General features: G+C 67.9%; 15 protein-coding genes. 8 read left to right on the top strand and 7 right to left on the bottom strand.

The annotated features are described in order from the left end of the window. Positions 1 to 201 precede the first annotated feature (201 nt). Both AC1M14_RS19455 and AC1M14_RS19450 read left to right on the top strand, forming a co-directional pair. On the top strand, positions 202 to 1,533 hold the full coding sequence (locus AC1M14_RS19455; protein WP_247747884.1) for a PA0069 family radical SAM protein: 1,332 nt from the start codon (positions 202 to 204) through the stop codon (positions 1,531 to 1,533). Between the two features lie 72 nt (positions 1,534 to 1,605). After that, entirely contained in the window at positions 1,606 to 2,043 is a 438-nt protein-coding gene (locus AC1M14_RS19450) for a hypothetical protein (protein WP_168202336.1), read from the top strand. Positions 2,044 to 2,056: 13 nt separating this feature from the next. Here the strand turns inward: AC1M14_RS19450 and AC1M14_RS19445 are convergent, their stop codons facing one another. Continuing rightward, positions 2,057 to 2,929, bottom strand: a complete 873-nt coding sequence (locus AC1M14_RS19445; RefSeq protein ID WP_102774855.1) for a DMT family transporter — start codon at positions 2,927 to 2,929, stop codon at positions 2,057 to 2,059. A gap of 287 nt (positions 2,930 to 3,216) precedes the next feature. Between AC1M14_RS19445 and rplS the strand changes: the two genes are divergently transcribed. Both rplS and AC1M14_RS19435 read left to right on the top strand, forming a co-directional pair. Next, positions 3,217 to 3,597 carry a 50S ribosomal protein L19 gene (rplS, locus tag AC1M14_RS19440; RefSeq protein ID WP_043543023.1) on the top strand — a complete coding sequence of 127 codons (381 nt, stop codon included), beginning with the start codon at positions 3,217 to 3,219 and terminating at the stop codon, positions 3,595 to 3,597. Positions 3,598 to 3,720: 123 nt separating this feature from the next. Then, positions 3,721 to 4,452: a CoA pyrophosphatase gene (locus tag AC1M14_RS19435; protein WP_102774854.1), complete on the top strand. Its 732-nt coding sequence runs from the start codon at positions 3,721 to 3,723 to the stop codon at positions 4,450 to 4,452. Between the two features lie 24 nt (positions 4,453 to 4,476). On the opposite strand, the gene rsgA is transcribed toward AC1M14_RS19435, so the two are convergent. Together rsgA and AC1M14_RS19425 are read right to left on the bottom strand one after the other, a co-directional pair. Further along, positions 4,477 to 5,424, bottom strand: a complete 948-nt coding sequence (rsgA, locus tag AC1M14_RS19430; RefSeq protein ID WP_102774853.1) for a ribosome small subunit-dependent GTPase A — start codon at positions 5,422 to 5,424, stop codon at positions 4,477 to 4,479. After that, positions 5,421 to 6,671 carry a M48 family metallopeptidase gene (locus AC1M14_RS19425; protein ID WP_111827301.1) on the bottom strand — a complete coding sequence of 417 codons (1,251 nt, stop codon included), beginning with the start codon at positions 6,669 to 6,671 and terminating at the stop codon, positions 5,421 to 5,423. The genes rsgA and AC1M14_RS19425 overlap by 4 nt, the downstream gene beginning before the upstream one ends. Before the next feature lie 130 nt (positions 6,672 to 6,801). On the opposite strand from AC1M14_RS19425, the gene orn reads away from it, so the two are divergent. Continuing rightward, a complete protein-coding gene (gene orn / locus AC1M14_RS19420) occupies positions 6,802 to 7,347 on the top strand; it encodes an oligoribonuclease (protein ID WP_049072382.1) in 546 nt (181 codons plus the stop codon). Positions 7,348 to 7,360: 13 nt separating this feature from the next. After that, positions 7,361 to 8,335, top strand: a complete 975-nt coding sequence (locus tag AC1M14_RS19415) for a sigma-54 interaction domain-containing protein (RefSeq protein ID WP_479730281.1) — start codon at positions 7,361 to 7,363, stop codon at positions 8,333 to 8,335. A gap of 18 nt (positions 8,336 to 8,353) precedes the next feature. On the opposite strand, the gene AC1M14_RS19410 is transcribed toward AC1M14_RS19415, so the two are convergent. The 3 genes from AC1M14_RS19410 to AC1M14_RS19400 form a co-directional block, all read right to left on the bottom strand. Next, positions 8,354 to 9,304 carry a tripartite tricarboxylate transporter substrate-binding protein gene (locus AC1M14_RS19410; protein ID WP_102774850.1) on the bottom strand — a complete coding sequence of 317 codons (951 nt, stop codon included), beginning with the start codon at positions 9,302 to 9,304 and terminating at the stop codon, positions 8,354 to 8,356. 71 nt (positions 9,305 to 9,375) lie between these two features. Further along, positions 9,376 to 9,702: a DUF4387 domain-containing protein gene (locus AC1M14_RS19405; protein ID WP_102774849.1), complete on the bottom strand. Its 327-nt coding sequence runs from the start codon at positions 9,700 to 9,702 to the stop codon at positions 9,376 to 9,378. A gap of 12 nt (positions 9,703 to 9,714) precedes the next feature. After that, the gene (locus AC1M14_RS19400; protein ID WP_479730280.1) at positions 9,715 to 11,076 is read right to left on the bottom strand and encodes an acyclic terpene utilization AtuA family protein; all 1,362 of its coding nucleotides are present in this window, start codon (positions 11,074 to 11,076) and stop codon (positions 9,715 to 9,717) included. Between the two features lie 187 nt (positions 11,077 to 11,263). On the opposite strand from AC1M14_RS19400, the gene AC1M14_RS19395 reads away from it, so the two are divergent. Then, positions 11,264 to 11,893: an NAD(P)H-hydrate epimerase gene (locus AC1M14_RS19395; RefSeq protein ID WP_102774847.1), complete on the top strand. Its 630-nt coding sequence runs from the start codon at positions 11,264 to 11,266 to the stop codon at positions 11,891 to 11,893. A 10-nt stretch (positions 11,894 to 11,903) separates the two neighbouring features. Here the strand turns inward: AC1M14_RS19395 and paaX are convergent, their stop codons facing one another. Further along, positions 11,904 to 12,833 (bottom strand): phenylacetic acid degradation operon negative regulatory protein PaaX, encoded by a 930-nt coding sequence (paaX, locus tag AC1M14_RS19390; protein ID WP_102774846.1) that lies wholly within the window; start codon positions 12,831 to 12,833, stop codon positions 11,904 to 11,906. Positions 12,834 to 13,006: 173 nt separating this feature from the next. On the opposite strand from paaX, the gene paaA reads away from it, so the two are divergent. After that, positions 13,007 to 13,996, top strand: a complete 990-nt coding sequence (gene paaA, locus AC1M14_RS19385) for a 1,2-phenylacetyl-CoA epoxidase subunit PaaA (RefSeq protein ID WP_102774845.1) — start codon at positions 13,007 to 13,009, stop codon at positions 13,994 to 13,996. The last annotated feature ends 40 nt before the right edge of the window (positions 13,997 to 14,036 follow it).

Raw genomic sequence — 14,036 nt, 5'->3', positions numbered from 1 at the left:
CCGCCCGGCGGCGGCCCCACGGCCCAGATCCGCGCTGTTGTTTTTGTGCTAAACCTAGCATTGGCGCGGGTTTGCGGGCGATATCGCCTGATGAAATCGATTTGTCCTCCCGGCGCGGGCGTCTTGCGGTAAAGTGGGGTTGTCTTACGAAAAGGCTTTTGGTGCTTGTCAAAACCACTGTGTTTTTGTACAGTAGTTTTCATGGCACGCACCGATCATTCTTTTCCCGCCGGTTCTGGGTCCCCGGCTGCCGCCCCCGCCGCCTTGCGCGGTCGGGGTGCGGTTACTAATGTTCGGCATCGCTTTCAGCGCGATGACCGCGTGCAGGTCGACGACGGCTGGTCCGCCTCCGGATTACCGGCCGATTTCGTAGACACTGTCCCCGATAATTATTCCGACGCAGCCTCCACGGAAGCGCCTTCCCGGGTCATCCCCATCCTGCCCGACACGCGCCATGCGCCGGCCGCGCCCAAGACCACGGTCACGGCGGAACAGGCCCGCAAGATGCTGTCGCGCAACGATTCGCCCGACATTCCCTTCGACGCCGCGATCAACCCCTACCGGGGCTGCGAGCACGGCTGCGTGTATTGCTACGCCCGGCCCACGCATTCCTACCTGGGCTATTCGCCCGGGCTGGATTTCGAAACCCGGCTGGTGGCCAAGGCCAATGCGGTCCAGGCCCTGCGCGCCGAACTCAGCCGCCCCGGTTACAAGCCGTCGCCCATCAATATCGGGTCGGCCACCGATCCGTACCAGCCCATCGAGCGCGAGTGGCGCCTGACGCGCGGCCTGCTCGAACTCATGCTGGAAACCCGGCATCCGCTCACCATCGTCACCAAGAACGGCCTGGTCGCCCGCGACCTGGACCTGCTGGCGGCCCTGGCCGAACAAAAACTGGTGGTGGTCTACATGAGCATCACCACGCTGGACGCCGCCATGGCCCGCACGCTGGAGCCCCGCGCCGCCGCGCCCTGGCGCCGCCTGGAGGCCGTGCGCAGCCTGACCGACGCCGGCGTGCCCGTGGGGGTGCTGGTGGCGCCGGTCATTCCGTTCATCAACGACGAATCCATGGAGCACATCCTCCAGGAGTCCAAGGCGGCCGGCGCCCATTACGCCAGCTACACCGTCCTGCGCCTGCCGTGGGAGGTCAAGACCCTGTTCGAGGACTGGCTCAACGTCCATTTTCCCGACCGCGCCCAGCGTGTGCTGCACCGCGTCGAAGACCTGCGCAACGGCCGCCGCAACGATCCCAATTTCGGTTCGCGCATGCGCGGAACCGGCGTCTGGGCCGACCTGCTGCGCCAGCGTTTCGCCGTCGCCACGCGCAAGCTGGGCCTGAACCGGCACCGGCTGGCCCTGGATTGCAGCCGCTTCCTGCGCCCGGCCGGCGCGCAGGCGGGCGCAGATTTCCCTCTATCCCCGGCTGGCGCGCAAGCGTCTTCAGGGGTCCCCGTTTCCCACGTATCGCCCCGTCGCGGTTCGCCCCGTCACGTATCGCCCGCGGCCGCAGGCCAGTTGTCATTGTTCGATTGACCGCGGGCTGTCGCCGCGGAGGGTTGCCCGGGCGCCTGCCCAGGCGCTGGATCGTCTTTTCAAGGAGTTCACATGAACACCGCCGATATTTCCGTCCTGCCGGACGAGCTTGCCGTCTCGCTGAATCCGCTGCGCCGTGGCGCGCAGCGCGCCCGCATGGTCTGCGCCCGGCTGGCGGGCCTGGCCTCGCCCTGGGACGCGTCCCTGTCGGAAGGCGGCGCGCGCCGGCGTGCGCGCCCCGGTTCCATGCCGGCTCGCTGGCCGTTCCCGCCGGCGCCGGCCGAAGCGGGCGTGCAGACGCCGCCGGCCGCGCCTGCCGCGGCCCCCACGCCCGTCGGCCGTCCCGCCGCAGCCCCGGCCGCGCGCGATCACAGCCTGGGCAACGCCACGGTCGAGCCCGTCACGGCGCGGGTCACCCGCAAGCAGATGGTGGTGGACGTGATCATGGTGCTGGCCTGGGGCGCCATCATTCCCGGGCTGATGTGGCTGGGCGCGGCCGCCGGCTTCTGACCGGCCCGGCGGCTCAGGTGGAACCCAGCAGCACCACGCCCACCAGTATGGACAAACAGCCGGCCAGGCGGCCCGGCCCGACTTTTTCGCGCAGCAGGAACATGCCCGCCAGGGTGCCCAGCATCATGGACATTTCCCGCGCAGGCGCCACCAGGCTCAGCGGCGCGCCGTTGCGCAAGGCGTACAGCACCAGGATGTAGCCCAGCGGCGACAGCAGGCCCACCGCCAGCGCCAGGTGCCAATGGCCGCGCATGGAATCCCAGGCCTGGGCCCGGCGGCTCAGCATGTGGGGCGTCATCATGGCCGTGCGGGTCACGCAGGTGAACCAGTCGAACAGCACCGGGCTGATCAGCAGCACCTTTACGCCGTAGGCGTCCACCACGGTATAGGCCGCGATGAAAAGGCCGATCACCATGCCCCAGCGCACGCCGATCCAGGCCTGGGCCTGCTTGAAGATGGCCAGCCGGCCCTGGGTGGCGATCAGCAGCACGCCGATCACCACGCACAGCATGCCGGCGATGCCGGTGCCGGTGGCGGGTTCGCCCAGCAGCAGGAAGGCGCCGGTGGTCGACAGCAGCGGGCCGGTGCCCCGGGCGATCGGATACACCACCGACAGGTCCGCCACCTGATAGCCGCGCTGCAAGCACAGGCTGTAGCCCAGGTGCAACAGGCTCGAAGTCAGGATGGCGCCCACCACGGGCCAGGTCCAGGTCATGCCGTCGTGCATCAGCACCCAGGCCACCCACGGCGCGTACAGCACCGAAGCGCACAGCCCGTAGGCGAACACGAAGGGCGCGCCCACCATGGCCGCGCGCTTGGCGAGCAGATTCCACGTTGCGTGGGCCATCGCCGCCAGGACGACCAAAAGCAGGGACGAGTACGACATGTAGGGAGCCGCGCCGTGTGACGTGTTTGTTACAGAGAGTGGAAGCGTACAGCAAAGCTGCGGCGCACGCATATTCTACCCAGCGTGTTTTGGGATTTTTGGTGTAGAATCATTGGTTTGCCAAATCTCATCCTCTGCTTGCGGCAAGAGTGGGGCGGGGCCACAGGCCCGGGCTCACAGGCACGCGGCTTCTTTCGAGCGTCTTTTTTGCATCGTCAGGAGCCCGCGCGCAAACAATATCGGACGGCAAATTCAGTCCGCAATGACACGATGATCTAGGAGTTCTCATGAACCTTATCGCTATCCTGGAACAGGAAGAAATCGCCCGCCTGACCGGCGGTGTGGCCAAGCCTGAATTTGCTCCCGGTGACACCGTCATCGTGAGCGTGAACGTCGTTGAAGGCACCCGCAAGCGCGTGCAGGCCTTCGAAGGCGTCGTCATCGCCAAGCGCAACCGCGGCCTGAACTCCGCGTTCACCGTGCGCAAGATTTCGTCGGGTGAAGCCGTGGAACGTACGTTCCAGCTGTACTCGCCGCAAATCGCCGGCATCGAAGTCAAGCGCCGCGGCGACGTGCGCCGCGCCAAGCTGTACTACCTGCGCAACCGCTCGGGCAAGTCGGCGCGTATCAAGGAAAAGCTGGTCAGCAAGCAAGCCTCGGCGGCTTGATCGCTTATCGGCACACGGCCCTACCAGTGTCGGACGCTCACGCCCTCCCGCGTTTTCGTCCGGCACGGGTTTCCGGGTTAAAAAGGCACCTGCGAGGGTGCCTTTTTCTTTTCAAAAAGCCGTATGTCTGATTCCTCGTCTTCTCCGCGGCCACGCCGGCCGTTGGCGCGTCCCGGCTTCGATCCGGCGACGCAACCGTGGGTGACGGCCAACGAGGCCCTGCCCGCCGTGCCCGCCAGTCTGCTGACGCCCGACCGCTTGCGCGGCACGCTCAGCCAGCCGTCGACCTGGACGCTGGAACTGTCGCGCGATACCGACCTGCGCTATCCGGGCCGCGAAGGCGTGCCGGTGCCGGCCGCGGTGCTGATTCCGCTGGTGGCCCGCGACAACGGCGTGTCCATCATGCTCACGCAGCGCGCCGCCCACCTGCACGACCATGCCGGCCAGATCAGTTTTCCGGGCGGGCGCATCGAACTCAGCGACGCCACGCCGCAGGCCGCCGCGCTGCGCGAGGCCGAAGAAGAAACCGGCCTGCCGGCCAGCCACGTGGAAGTGCTGGGCAGCATGCCGCCTTATCTGACGGCCACCGGTTTTTCCATCATTCCCGTGGTGTCGCTGGTGCGCCCGGGCTTCGATCTGGCGCCCGACGCCTTCGAGGTGGCCGAGGTGTTCGAAGTGCCGCTGCCATTCCTGATGGACCCGGCCAACCACCGCCTGTACCAGGCCCGGCTGGACGACGGCCGGGTGCGCCAGTACTACGGCATGCCCTATGGCAAGCATTTCATCTGGGGCGCCACCGCCGGCATGCTGCGCAACCTGTATCACCTGGTGCGCCACGGCTTCGAGCCGCGCTGACGGGACGCCGGGGCGCCGGCAAGGCTAATAGCGCTGCTGGCCCGCCAGGTTTTCTTCGAGGATGCGCTGGTACAGGGCGTAGCGCGAGGGATCGATGGCGCCGGCCTGCAAGGCGGCGACCACGCCGCAGCCCGGCTCGTGCCGGTGGGTGCAGTTGTAGAAGCGGCACTGCTCGATGGGGCCGGTGAATTCCGGGAACCCGCGGATGATGTCCTCGCGGCTCAGGTGCTGCAGGCCGAAGGCCTGGAATCCCGGCGAATCTATCAGGTCGCCGCCCGGCGCGGGCAGGTGGTAGAGCCGCGTGCTGGTGGTGGTGTGCTTGCCCATGTCCAGCGCGGTGGAGTGTTCGCGGGTGGGCGCGGCCGCGTCCGGCACCAGCGCGTTCAGCAGCGTCGATTTGCCCATGCCGCTTTGCCCCAGCAGCAGGCTGGTGTGCCCGGCCAGGCGCGGCGCGAGCAGGGTGTGCACCTTGTCGGGTTCCAGCGCGCTCAGTTCGATGATGTCCACCCCCAGCGCCGCGATGGGCGCCAGGCGCGCGCGCGCCGCCGGCAGTTCGTCGGCCAGATCGGTCTTGTTCAGCACGATGATGGGGGCGATGCCGGCGCTCCAGGCCCCGGCCAGGGCGCGGCCGGTCAGGTCGTCCGAGAACGTGGGCTGCACCGCGACCACGATCAGCAGCTGGTCCACGTTGGAGGCGAACTGCTTGGAGCGCATCTCGTCGGACCGGTAGAGCAGATTGCGCCGCGGCAGGATGGCGTCGATCGCGCCTTCGTCCTTGCCCTGGGGCGTGATGCGCACGCGGTCGCCGACGGCGGCGCCGGCCTTCTTGCCGCGCGGAAAGCATTTGCGCAGCGTGCCGTCGGCCAGCTCGACCGTGTAGTGGCGGCCGTGGGCCGCGATGATGCGGCCTTCGTTCGGCCCGGGGGCCGGCTCTGCGTGGTTTACGCCCTTGGGGCGGCCCGGGCCGCTCATGCAGCGGCCGCCGTCAGGTGGCGGATGCGCACGGCGGCGGGGGGATGGCTGTCGTAGAAGGCGGAATGCACGGGATCGGGCGTCAGGGTGGCGGCGTTGTCGTCGTAGAGTTTGACCAGCGCGGAGACCAGGCGTTCGGCCGAACTCTGTTCAGCCGCGTAGCGGTCCGCCTCGAATTCGTCGCGCCGCGAGTACCAGCTGGCCAGCGGGGTAAGCATGAAGGTGAACACGGGGATCACCAGGAAAAACAGCAGCAGCGCCATCGCGTCGTTGCGTCCGCCCAGCTGCGGCAGCACGCCCAGCCCGACGTAGAACCAGGGCTGCTGGGAGACCCAGCCCAGGATGGCGAAGAACACCAGCGCCGCGGCGAAACTGAACAGCACGCGCTTGATGATGTGGCGCTTGGCGAAATGGCCCAGCTCGTGGGCCAGCACGGCCTCGATTTCGTCGCCGTTCAGGCGCGCCAGCAGGGTGTCGAAGAACACGATGCGGCGCGAGCGCCCGAAGCCCGTGAAATAGGCGTTGCCATGGGCCGAGCGGCGCGAGCCGTCCATCACGAACAGCCCGTTGAGCGCGAAGCCGCAGCGCTGCGCCAGGCGCTGGATGCGCCCGGCCAGCTCCGGATCGGACAGCGGGGTGAATTTGTTGAAGAGCGGGGCGATGAACATCGGGTAGATGACCAGCAGCGCCAGGTTGAACGCCGTCCAGAGCGCCCAGGCCCAGATCCACCAGTACGCGCCCGCGCTGCCCATCAGCCACAGCACCGCGGCCGCCAGCGGCAGGCCCAGCACCGCGGCCACGGCCAGCCCCTTGATGGCGTCGGCCGCGAACAGCCGCGGCGTCATGCGGTTGAAGCCGAAGCGGGCCTCCAGCCGGAACTGCCGCCACAGGGTGAAGGGCAGCCCCAGCAGGCCCAGCAGCAGGGCAACCGCAACCAACAGCAGCATCTGCCTGACGAAGTCGTTGCTGGTAAGCTGGGCCATCGCCAGGTCGATGAACTGCAGCCCGCCCATCAGGGTCAGGCACACCAGCAGGATGGCGTCGTAAGTGCGTTCCAGCATGCCCAGCTTGACCCGCGCCACGGTGTAGTCGGCCGCGCGCTGGTGGCTGGCCAGCCCGATCCGGTGGGAGAACTCGGACGGCACCTGGTCGCGGTTGCGCGCGACGTGACGGATCTGCCGCGACGCCAGCCACAGGCGCACGGCGATATCGGTCAGCAGGAAGGCAACGAACAGCAGAGTGAACATGGATATTGCGGTGGACTCTGAAATGTATGTGAGAAAATCGCGTGTTTTTACCGGCGGGCCGTCCCGAGGTAAAAAACCGCCCCGTTTGCCGAAGGCGCTGCGCGGGGGCATTCTCTTATAGGCAAATTATATGGCTGTGAACGAAAACCGCCTGGTCTGGCTGGACATGGAAATGACCGGCCTGGACCCTGAAAAAGAACGCATCATCGAGGTGGCCGTGGTGGTGACCGAGGCCGACCTGACGGTCGTGGCCGAAGGCCCCGTGCTGGTGGTGCATCAGCCCGACAGCCTGCTCGACGCCATGGACAACTGGAACAAGTCCACGCACGGCAAGAGCGGCCTGATCGACAAGGTCCGCGCGTCCACCATTTCCGAGGCCCAGGCAGAGGATACGCTGTTGGCATTTCTTGCGCAGCACGTGCCGGCCGGCAAGTCGCCGCTGTGCGGCAACACCATCAGCCAGGACCGCCGCTTCATGTTCGCCTACATGCCGCGCCTGGAGCAGTTCTTCCACTACCGCAACCTGGACGTCAGCACCCTGAAGGAGCTGGCGCGCCGCTGGGCGCCGGCGGTCTACAAGGGCTTCGAGAAGAAAAGCCGCCACGAGGCGCTGGCGGACATCTACGAGTCGATCGACGAGCTCAAGTATTACCGCGAGCATTTCCTGAAAGTGTAAGGGGTACGTCCCCATGCCCGCCGCCCCGTCCGCCTGCGAGCCGCTCATCGGGGACCACCCATCGATGGTGGCCTTGCGCGACCTGGTCGGCCGGGTCGCGCGCAGCAAGGCCAGCATCGTCCTCATCTACGGGGAAACCGGCACCGGCAAGGGGCTGGTCGCGCGCAACCTGCACGCGCAATCGGCGCGCGCGGCCAAGGGCTATACCGAGATCAACTGCGCCGCCATCCCGGGCAATCTGCTTGAATCCGAGCTGTTCGGCCACGAACGCGGCGCCTTCACCGGCGCCGTGGCGCGCAAGGCCGGGCTGCTGGAAGCCGCCAACGGCGGCAGCGTGTTCCTGGACGAGATCCGCGAACTGGACCCGGTCATGCAGGCCAAGATCCTGACCTTGCTGGACAGCCGCCGCTTCAGGCGCATCGGCTCGGTGCAGGAGGTCTCGGTCGACGCCCGCTTCATCGCCGCCACCAACAAGATCCTGCTGGGCGAAGTGCAGGCCGGGCGGTTCCGCGACGATCTCTATTACCGGCTGCAGGTCGTATCCATCAACCTGCCGCCTTTGCGCGAGCGGGGCGACGACGTCATCGTGCTGGCGCAGCGCTTCCTGGAACGCTATAACGCCACCCACGGCAGCCGCTTCACCGCCATCGATCCGGAAGTGCGGCGCATCTTCAAGGCCTACGCCTGGCCGGGCAACGTGCGCGAACTGGGCAATCTGCTGGAGCGGATCTGCATCCTGGAGGATGGCGACACCGTGCTGGCGCGCCATCTGCCGCAGCGCATCCTGCGCGAAGCGGGCAAGCCCGCGCCCGCGGCGCCGTCCCCGGGAGGGGGCAGCTATGCCGAACAGACCGCGCAGTTCCAGCGCGGCCTGATCCGCGCGGCGCTGCAGGCCCAGGGCGGCAACCTGGGCCGCGCCGCCGATTCCCTGGGCCTGACGCGCCACGCCCTGCGCCACCAGATGCTCAAGCTGGGGCTGGACGGCTGACGCGGCCCCGGGCGCGCACTATTGCGCGCTGATGTTGTGCTTGCGCGCGATTCCCTGCCATAGCGCCAGGTCCTCGCGCACGCGCGCGCCGAACGCGGCGCTGTCCATGCGGGCCGGCACGGTGCCGTCCAGGTCCAGCAGAGCGCGCATCTCGGAAGAGGCGGAGATTTCATTGAGCGCGGCGTTGACCTTGTCTATATAAGGCTGCGGCGTGCCCGCCGGCGCGAACACGCCCACCCAGATCTGCACCGAGTAGCCGGGCAGCGACTGCGCCGCCGGCGACAGGCCGGGGAAGGCCGGCGAGGCCGCCTGCGCGGTGGTGGCCAGCAGCTTGACCTTCTTGCCCTGCACCACGGGCGCCAGCGTGCTGTAGTTGGACAGCATGACGTCGATCAGGCCGCCCGCCAGGTCGGAGGCGGCGTTGGCCGCGCCCTTGTAGGGCACGTGCGTCATCCGGGTGCCCGCGGCGTCGTCCAGCATGACCGTGGCCAGGTGGGCCAGCGAGCCGATGCCGGCGCTGCCGTAGTTCAGGGCGCCCGGCCTGGCGCGCGCGGCGTCCAGCAGCTCTTTGAGCGAGCCGTACGGCGTTTGCGCCGAGGCGGCGATGACCAGCGGGCCCTGGCCGATCATCGCCACCGGCGCGAACTGCTTGAGGGCGTCGTAGGGCAGGTGGGGCTGGGTGGCGGCGGTGGTGAGGAAGGTCGACGAGGTCAGCAGCAGCACCGAACCGTCCTTGGCCGAACGCGCGACGTACTCGGAACCGATCGCGCCGGCCGCGCCGCCGCGGTTTTCGACGATCACCGTATTGCCGAAGCGGGCGGCCAGCTGCGGCGCGATCACGCGGGCGATCGCGTCGTTGCTGGCCCCGGCGGTGAACGGCACCACGATCTTGATCTGCTTGGGCACTTCCGGCTGGGCGGCGGCCGCGCCGGCCAGCAGGGACGCCGCCAGGAACAACGTTGTTTGCATTAGCGCATTCATGCTCGATTCTCCAGGAGGGCGGAGGGGATGGCGGGCACCGGACCCGGCGCCCGCGGCGTTCAGTCCGGCATGGGGACGGCGACGTCCAGCAGCGGCGCGTACTGCTGCGCGCCGAAGATGTCGCCGTCGCCCGCCGACCCGCTGGGAACCAGCCGGTAGATCGTGAACTTGATGGCCAGGCCGGGATCGTAATGCACGAAGTCGGAGATGCGGGCGTCGTCGATCCGGTACAGGGCCGCCACGCTGGCGCGCGTCAACGCGCCGGAGCGCTTGACCGCCTCGTAGGTCGCCGGCTCGCGGAAGATGATGTCGAAGGTGATCTTGTTCACGCCCGCGTTCTTGCTGCGGATGGTCTTGGCCAGGCTGCTGAGTTTCTGGGTGCTCATGGTCTTGCCGGCTCAGGCGCCGGCCTCGGTGAGGTGGATCGGGAAGAGTTCGCCGGCGTCCTGCACCGGCAGCGTGTGGTTCAGGGTCCAGCGGTAGGCGGCGCTGGTGCGCACCACCTCGTCCAGCGGGAAAGACACCGAGCCCGCCGTGCCCTTCACGTCGGGCAGGCGGGCGTAGAACATCTGGCGCAGGCCCGTGAGCGTCAGTTCCTCGGCCATCTCGGCCGTGGGCGCGACGCCCTGGACCATCACACAGAGTTCATGGCCGGGCTGGTCGCGCAGCGGCTCCAGCTCGCCCATGACGCCGTCGCGCCCGTAGACCTTGTAGTGCAGCTCGTAGCCCGTGTCGCCGAAACGCTCGCGCACCTTGTCGCGCGCCCAGGCGATGACGCGGTCCACGTTTTCGATGGTGTAGGGGTCGCGTATGCCGCAAAGCCCCATGTAGCGCTCGCCGACCTTGCCCGAGCCCTCCAGCTTCACGCGCACCTGGGCGGCGGGTTCGAAGCGCGAGCCGGTGATGCGGGTGGTTTTCTCGCTGAGCTGCTCGTAGCGGCATTCGGACATGTCGAGCCGCCCGCCGGCGAAGAATTCTTCGTAGGGGTTGGAGCGCTCGTACATGGCGTGGCCGGCCACCGAGGCGATGGTGCAGCGCTGGTCCGGATGCATGGCGGTGACGCGCACGTCTTCCTTCGAGATTTCGCCCATCACCGTTTCCTTGCCGCCATAGGGTTCGGCGCAGAACGAGGCGCACTCCAGCACCTTGCCCAGGTAATAGGCCTTGTCCGCGTCATAGCCTTTGTGCAGGGCCGGGGCGGCGAATACGGCGGCGTCGGAGCTGCGCCCGCCGATGATCACGTCCGCGCCCGCTTCCAGCAGTTTGATGTAGGGGTGCACGCCGGCCACCGCGACGATGCGGTCGCTGGCGTCCAGCTCGGCTTCGGTCAGGTCGGCGTAGCCGTCCAGGCCGGCCACCTGCTGGCCGTCGCGCAGCGCGCGGCGCACGCGTTTCTTGTCGACTTCCGAATAGAAATAGCCCAGCTTGAACGGCGCCAGCTTGTGCTGCGCGGCGATTTCCTTGATGAGGCTCACGTACAGGTCCACGCGGCTGTTCGCGCCGGTGTCGCCGGCCGATCCGATGATCATGGGCACGCCCAGCTTGCGCGCGGCCAGCAGCATCTGCTCCAGGTCGTGGCGCTGCCAGGCTTGCGGGCTGGTGGAGGTGTCGGAGCCCAGCGGCACGGGACCCACGTCGTCGCTGCCCGAATCGGCGGCGATGAAGTCCGGCCTGGCGGCGACGCCGAGCTGGAAGCTCTCGGTGCGCAGGGGGGCGAATCCTAAATGCCCGTTCGGGCAGATGATGCTCATGGAACGCATTGGTGTAGTCTCTTTCAGTTGGGTCGTCCGGTCCGGCTCGTCCCGGCGATGACTACAACGCAAAATGCATGCCAATCGGCCGACGCCCCGCGCCCCGCGTGTTTGCTGGGAGTCCGGGGCGGCATCTTCCAATTTGTTGGTGGAATTTCACGCAATGCGTGAAATTCACGCATAGGAGGCTATCGCCATGCCGACTTTCCTGCCCGTAGCCCGGATCCGTGACGCCGAACGCCGGGCGCTGGCCGAGGGCCGGCGGCTGATGCCGCTGGCGGGGGCGGCCGCGGCGCGTTTCGTCGCCGCGCGCGTGCCGCCGGGCACGGCGCTGCTGGCCCTGGCCGGTCCCGGCAACAACGGCGGCGACGCCCTGGAGGCGGCGACCTTGCTGCGGGCCATGGGCCACGACGTGCGCGTGCTGCTGCCGTCGGGCGCGCGCAACCTGCCTGCCGACGCCGCCCGCGCCCATGCCGGCTGGCTGGCGGCGGGCGGTCAGACCTGGTCCGCCCTCGAATCGGGCTTCACGCCGGGACTGGTCATCGACGGCCTGTTCGGCATCGGGCTGAACCGTCCGCTGGGCGCGGACTGGCAGGCGCTGGCGGACCAGGCCAATGCCTGGGGCGTGCCGGTGCTGGCGCTGGACGTGCCCAGCGGCATAGATGCCGATACCGGCGCGGCGCTGGGCCGGCCGGTGCGGGCGCGCTGGACCCTGTGTTTCATTGCGCGTGCGCGCGGGCTGGCGCAGGGCGCCGGCGCCGACGCCGCCGGCGAAATCCACCTGGACACGCTGGGCGTGACGCTGCCGCCTGCCGGCGGCGGCTGATCGGGCGGCCTCAGGCGGGACGGCCGCCGAAGCGCGATTCGACCTCGCCGGTCAGCGGCGTATAGCGTTCGTTGTCGCGCCCGGCCAGGGCGTCCAGGTGCGCTTCCGAGGCGTCGAACACCTGCCAGTAGATGCGTCCGCAGATCTCGCGGGCGGCGTGGCCGGGCCAGTCGTCGGGCAGCATGGGGCCCGGCAGCTGGGGGTCGTGCAGCACGATCCGGCGCCAATTGTGCAGCAGCATGACGCGGATGATGAAGGCCTCGGCGGGCGAGGGCGGGGCGTCGAGCAGCTTTTCCAGCGGCCCGAAATTGCGGGTGAACTGCCGGTACTGTTCGGCCAGGTCTTCCAGGTTCCAGCAGAGCGAGGCCAGGCTGGCTATGGGCAGGCCGCCGGCGCCGGCCAGGTCGCGCGCCGACAGCACCAGCGCGCGGTCGGGGATGCCCAGCTTTTCCAGGATGTCGTGCGCCGCGCTCGCCTCGGTGTGCGGATGGGCGAAGAGGCCCGGCGCGATCATGCCGAACCCTTCCCAGACCAGTTCGCGGCGCAGTTCCGCGCGCTCGGCCAGGCCGTTGCCGGTGCGTGGCAGCGCCACCAGCGTCCATTCCCCGTTCCATTCCTGAGGCGCGCCTTCGTAGATGCGCTGGGAGGCGTGCGCGGTGTGGCGCAGGCCCTGTTCGGAAATCAGGTACAGGCTGCGCCGGCCGTGGCGTTCGGATTGCAGCCAGTTCTGCGCAACCAGCCGGAACACGCTGGTGCGCAGCAGGCGCTCGTTGATGCCCAGCGGCGCCAGCAGTTCGATCAGGTCGCCCAGCCAGATGGCGCCGCCGTGCGGGGCCAGGGCGTCTCCCAGCAGGCTGACGCAGAGCGATTTCGCGCGCGGCGGATCGTTCTTGATCAGACGGGAAAGAAAGCGCTCCAGGGACGACTGAGGGTTTGCCATTAGAGGGGGCCGCGGGCGGCCGATATCGGTATCCGCAATATGATACATAAATCCAATGTGATACAGATTTGAGTTTGACAATGGATTTTTTGTATTAAATAATCCGCCTATGACATGACGGCATTGCGCAACGTTTGCTTTGCGTTTTCGCAAACTGCCTCAAGGAGACAAACATGTACGCACAACTCGTCGAAACCGGCGTCAAGCAGGTCAAGACCGCGGACCAGCTCGAAGGCCAGGAACAGGCGTTCCAGCGCCGCATCGACGACGGCATCCGCATCGAGGCCAAGGACTGGATGCCCGAGGCCTACCGCAAGACCCTGGTGCGCCAGATTTCCCAGCACGCGCATTCCGAAATCGTGGGCATGCTGCCCGAAGGCAACTGGATCACCCGCGCGCCTTCGCTCAAGCGCAAGGCCATCCTGCTGGCCAAGGTCCAGGACGAAGCCGGCCACGGCCTCTATCTGTACAGCGCCGCCGAAACCCTGGGCGTGTCGCGCGACGACCTGGTCGACGACCTGCACGCCGGCCGCGCCAAGTACTCCAGCATCTTCAACTACCCCACGCTCAGCTGGGCCGACATCGGCATGATCGGCTGGCTGGTCGACGGCTCGGCCATCATCAACCAGATCCCGCTGTGCCGCTGTTCCTACGGCCCGTACGCGCGCGCCATGGTGCGCGTCTGCAAGGAGGAATCCTTCCACCAGCGCCAGGGCTACGACCTGCTGATGCAGATGTGCCTGCACGGCACGCCGGAACAGAAGGCGATGGTGCAGGATTCGCTCAACCGCTGGTGGTGGCCGGCGCTGATGATGTTCGGCCCTTCTGATGCCGACTCCCCCAACAGCGCCCAGTCCATGGCCTGGAAGATCAAGCTCTTCTCCAACGACGAGCTGCGCCAGAAGATGGTGGACCAGACCGTGCCGCAGGCCGAGTACCTGGGCCTGACCATCCCCGATCCCGAGCTGAAGTGGAACGCCGAGCGCGGCCACTACGACTTCGGCGAAATCGACTGGGCCGAGTTCTACGCGGTGCTCAAGGGCAACGGCCCGTGCAACCGCGAACGCCTGGCCGCGCGCGTCAAGGCGCACGAGGACGGCGCCTGGGTGCGCGAAGCCCTGGTGGCCTACGCCGACAAGCAGGCCGAGCGCAAGGCCGCCTAGGCCGTCTCGCGGCCGCGACTCTCTCTCCATCATTGCAGAC

Source organism: Achromobacter sp. SX5 (genome assembly GCF_056711425.1).
This window is presented reverse-complemented; position numbering and strand designations above follow the sequence as displayed.

Bases quoted from the DNA above. Each gene is read 5' to 3' on its own strand.
- AC1M14_RS19455 (WP_247747884.1), top strand. From the start codon at position 202: ATGGCACGCACCGATCATTCTTTTCCCGCCGGTTCTGGGTCCCCGGCT.
- AC1M14_RS19450 (WP_168202336.1), top strand. From the start codon at position 1,606: ATGAACACCGCCGATATTTCCGTCCTGCCGGACGAGCTTGCCGTCTCG.
- AC1M14_RS19445 (WP_102774855.1), bottom strand. From the start codon at position 2,929: ATGTCGTACTCGTCCCTGCTTTTGGTCGTCCTGGCGGCGATGGCCCAC.
- rplS (WP_043543023.1), top strand. From the start codon at position 3,217: ATGAACCTTATCGCTATCCTGGAACAGGAAGAAATCGCCCGCCTGACC.
- AC1M14_RS19435 (WP_102774854.1), top strand. From the start codon at position 3,721: ATGTCTGATTCCTCGTCTTCTCCGCGGCCACGCCGGCCGTTGGCGCGT.
- rsgA (WP_102774853.1), bottom strand. From the start codon at position 5,424: ATGAGCGGCCCGGGCCGCCCCAAGGGCGTAAACCACGCAGAGCCGGCC.
- AC1M14_RS19425 (WP_111827301.1), bottom strand. From the start codon at position 6,671: ATGTTCACTCTGCTGTTCGTTGCCTTCCTGCTGACCGATATCGCCGTG.
- orn (WP_049072382.1), top strand. From the start codon at position 6,802: ATGGCTGTGAACGAAAACCGCCTGGTCTGGCTGGACATGGAAATGACC.
- AC1M14_RS19415 (WP_479730281.1), top strand. From the start codon at position 7,361: ATGCCCGCCGCCCCGTCCGCCTGCGAGCCGCTCATCGGGGACCACCCA.
- AC1M14_RS19410 (WP_102774850.1), bottom strand. From the start codon at position 9,304: ATGCAAACAACGTTGTTCCTGGCGGCGTCCCTGCTGGCCGGCGCGGCC.
- AC1M14_RS19405 (WP_102774849.1), bottom strand. From the start codon at position 9,702: ATGAGCACCCAGAAACTCAGCAGCCTGGCCAAGACCATCCGCAGCAAG.
- AC1M14_RS19400 (WP_479730280.1), bottom strand. From the start codon at position 11,076: ATGCGTTCCATGAGCATCATCTGCCCGAACGGGCATTTAGGATTCGCC.
- AC1M14_RS19395 (WP_102774847.1), top strand. From the start codon at position 11,264: ATGCCGACTTTCCTGCCCGTAGCCCGGATCCGTGACGCCGAACGCCGG.
- paaX (WP_102774846.1), bottom strand. From the start codon at position 12,833: ATGGCAAACCCTCAGTCGTCCCTGGAGCGCTTTCTTTCCCGTCTGATC.
- paaA (WP_102774845.1), top strand. From the start codon at position 13,007: ATGTACGCACAACTCGTCGAAACCGGCGTCAAGCAGGTCAAGACCGCG.